The 3402-nt window shown below is 68.5% G+C and carries 3 protein-coding genes; all 3 read right to left on the bottom strand.

The window, feature by feature from the left end; genetic code table 11:
• Nucleotides 1-313 precede the first annotated feature (313 nt).
• The 3 genes from H565_RS0108980 to H565_RS0108990 all read right to left on the bottom strand — a co-directional run bounded on the left by H565_RS0108980 (nucleotide 314) and on the right by H565_RS0108990 (nucleotide 3111).
• A complete protein-coding gene (locus H565_RS0108980; protein WP_027460732.1) occupies nucleotides 314-778 on the bottom strand; it encodes a DinB family protein in 465 nt (154 codons plus the stop codon).
• A 26-nt stretch (nucleotides 779-804) separates the two neighbouring features.
• Nucleotides 805-2256 carry a DUF512 domain-containing protein gene (locus tag H565_RS0108985; protein ID WP_425387401.1) on the bottom strand — a complete coding sequence of 484 codons (1452 nt, stop codon included), beginning with the start codon at nucleotides 2254-2256 and terminating at the stop codon, nucleotides 805-807.
• A 123-nt stretch (nucleotides 2257-2379) separates the two neighbouring features.
• Entirely contained in the window at nucleotides 2380-3111 is a 732-nt protein-coding gene (locus tag H565_RS0108990) for an SIR2 family NAD-dependent protein deacylase (RefSeq protein ID WP_027460734.1), read from the bottom strand.
• Nucleotides 3112-3402 lie beyond the last annotated feature (291 nt).

Consider the following 3402-nt stretch of genomic DNA (forward strand, 5'->3'; position numbering starts at 1 on the left):
GTGGTCCTGGCCCTGCTGTCCTCACAGACGCGTCACGTCACCGCACTGGTTCGCCAGCTCCGCCTCAACCCCCTGGCTGCCCTCCGTCTCCTCAGTCCTCGACCGAGTTGAGATAAAAGCCTGGGCAAGAGCGGGTGCGCCTGCTTCCCGCGACCGAGACGCCGGAATATTGGCGCGGCAGGTAGAGGGCGGGCCTCTTAAGGGTTCCGGAGAAGCTGTTCCAGCCCCTCCCCGTCACCGCCTTTCCTTCTCCTTCCAGTCTCCTTCCAATCGGGGTTCCAGTTCTTCCAGAGCTGTTCAACCGGAATGGTTATCAACCCAGCTTCACGTACATCGGCGGCTTGACGCCCACCATGCGGGCCATCACCCAGACCTGGCCCTTGTGGTGGGCCTCGTGGCCGAGGAGCAGGTCGAGCAGCGCCGCGACGGGCAGCTCGCGGCCCCCGAAGGCGGGCACGCGGCGGGCGAGGTCCTCTTCGCTCAGGGCGGCCAATGCCCCGGCCACTTGCTCGGTGGTCTGGCGCAGACGCTCACGGGCTTCGGCGAGGTTGGCGCTGCCGGGGCCGGGGGCGGGGCGCTGGGGGGCCTCGCCCGCCACCATGCCCAGCAGCATCAGGCTGCTCGCCGCAAGGTGGTCGGCCTGCCCGATAAAGCTCAGGCCGCCCTCCCACGCGGCGAAGGAGCCATGCTCCTGCGGCAGCTCGGCGTAGAGGTCGAGCAAAGCCCCCCGGTGCATGCGGAAGCTGCGGGCGTAGTGTTCGGCGGGATTCGGGGTCATGCTCCGAGGATAGGGCAGGCGAACGCCTAGGCCTGCCCGCGGCTTTCCTTGACCGCGTGGGCGCTCATGCCCCACTGGTGGCCGCTCGACGCCACGCCATCGAGGATGACGCGGGCGAGTTCGCCCAAGGTGGCCCCGCCGGGCCGCACGTCCATGCGGAACTCGGCCCGCAGCTCGGTCAGGCTGGTGTCGTCCAGCATCAGCTCGGTGCCGTAGCGCAGGGTGGTCGGCGGGACGATGAGGAGGTCGGCCTCGCCGGGGGTCACCGCGTGGCGAAAGCAGCGGCCCGTCAGCAGGCCCGCCACGGTGGTCACGCGGCCAAAGGTCTTGTTTTCGACCGCCCGGACCTCGATATCGAGGCCCTCAATCTGGCGCAGCGGCTCGACGGCGCGGTCGAGCGACTCGGCAAAGAGCAGGCCCGTCCCCAAAATCACCCGCTTCGGCGCGGGCAGGGCGGCGGGCAGCTCTGGCAGGCCTTCTGTCAGGAAGTCCCGAATCATGCCCACCCCGTTTTCCAGCATGGGGAAGCCCTCGTATTCCTCCTCGCTGGGGAGCGGCTCTCCGGCGAGGAGGTACAGCTCGTCGGAGGGGAAGACGAAGCGGGTGCCGCGCTCGCGCAGGAACTGCTTGCGCCAGCGGCTGAGGCGGGCCAGCGTGTCCTGCGCTTCCTCCCGCGTAAAGGTCCGCACGTCGGGGAGGTTACGGCGGTGCCCAGTCAGGCCGATGGGCACGACCGCCGCCGAAATCACGTTGGGGCGGCTCGCCAGGTACTCAATCGTCTCGTCGAGGTGTTCGCGGTCGTTGCGGCCCGGCACAAGCACAATCTGGGTATAGAGGTCGATGGGTTCGAGCCGCTCAATCATGGTGCGAATCTGCACGGCCTGGGGGTCTTTGACCTTGAGCTTCCACCACTTCATCAGGTCTTGCCGCAGCTCCTGATTGGCGGTGTGCACCGACACGTACAGCGGCGAGAGGTTCTCGTCGAGGATGCGGCGGATGTCCCCTTCCGTCAGGTTGGTGAGCGTAACAAAGGAGCCGTACAGAAAAGACAGGCGGTAATCGTCGTCCATGATGTACAGGCTCTTGCGAAAGCCCCGCGGCATCTGGTGCACGTAGCAGAAGTCGCACTTGTTCGCGCACTTCTTGATGCCGTCAAAGAGCACTTCCTCGAACTCCAGGCCGGGGTCTTCCCACTCCACGTCGAAGGTGAAGGTGGGAGCCTGCGGGTCGTATTCGAGACGGTGGTGGTCTTGCGCCACGCCAAGGACACCCGACAGAACAGGGGGCCGCTCGACCGGACGGCTGACCTCCAGGGTGGCCCGCCCCTGCGCGAGGCGGTGGCGGTAGGCGAGCACGTCGGTCACGGATTCGCCGTTCACCCGAATGAGCAGGTCGCCGGGGCGCACGCCCGCCCGCTCGGCGGGGCTGCCCGGTTCCACGGACTTGATAGGTGCGGGAAACACCTCGGTCGGTTGCATGGCTTCGGCTGCGGTCACGTCATCCCCCTGTGCGGGACACGTCATGGCCCCGGTCAAACAGGGGAGTTTAACAAGCGCCGGGGGGAGGGGGGTGTGACCCGCGTCCCGGTTGGGGGGAGGCGGTCAGCGCTCCGCCATGAGCGCGGCCAGGCCCCGCGAGGCTACGTCCCGCACGCTGCAACTCATGTGGGGCGTGAGGTCCGTCTCGTCGGGGTTGACCTCAATCACTGTGCCGCCCGCCCGCCGCGTCTCCAGGGCGAGGCCCGCCGCCGGGTAGACCTGGCCGCTGGTGCCGATGACGAGGGCGACGTCGGCCTCCCCGAAGGCTTGGGCGGCGGCCTCCAGCGCCCCTTGCGGCAGGAACTCCCCGAACCAAACGACGTTGGGGCGCATTCGGGAACTGCACACCGGGCAAGTTGGCGGCGGCGTGAACGTTTCCGGGTCGGGCAGGGGCGCGACCGCCCCGCAGACCTCGCAACGGGCGGTGCCCAGGTTGCCGTGCAGCTCGACCAGCCGCTCGCTGCCCGCCCGCACGTGCAGGCCATCCACGTTCTGGGTGGCCAGAAAAAAGCCCTCGCCCTTTTCCCGCTCCAACCGGGCGAGAAGGTGGTGCGCCCCGTTCGGCTGCGCCCGGCTCACGTCCCGGTAACGGCCCGCGTACCACTGCCAGACCATCTCCGGGTCGCGGCGGTAGGCGTCCGGGCTGGCGAGGTCTTCGGGGCGAAAGCGTGCCCAGTGGCCGCTGAGCGCGTCGCGGAAGGTGGGAATGCCGCTCTCGGCGCTAACGCCCGCCCCCGTCAGGACGGCCACCCGGCGGGCGGCGCGGAGGGCGGCGCGGGCCTCGGCAAGGGTCATGGGGGGAGCTTACTCCACCACCGGGAACTCCAGGAACTCCGGCGGCACGGTCAGGGGTAAGGCACAGGTCCACGGCCACGCTTTGGCCCTACAGGATGGAGCGGCCCTGGCGGGTAGCGGCGACCCCCGCTCTAGCCGGGTCGGGACAAACGCGAAGTGTTCCCGCTCCTCCCATCTTGGAGTGTGCGCTTGGCCGTTCAAAGAGGGGTTGTCAAATAAGGACGAGCTCTCTAGGGGTCAAAAGTGGCGAGAAAGTCGGGAAACGCGCGTGCAGCCCCACGGTTGGGCTTG

Origin of the sequence: Deinococcus murrayi DSM 11303, assembly GCF_000482805.1 — a bacterium.
GTDB classification, from domain to species: domain Bacteria; phylum Deinococcota; class Deinococci; order Deinococcales; family Deinococcaceae; genus Deinococcus; species Deinococcus murrayi.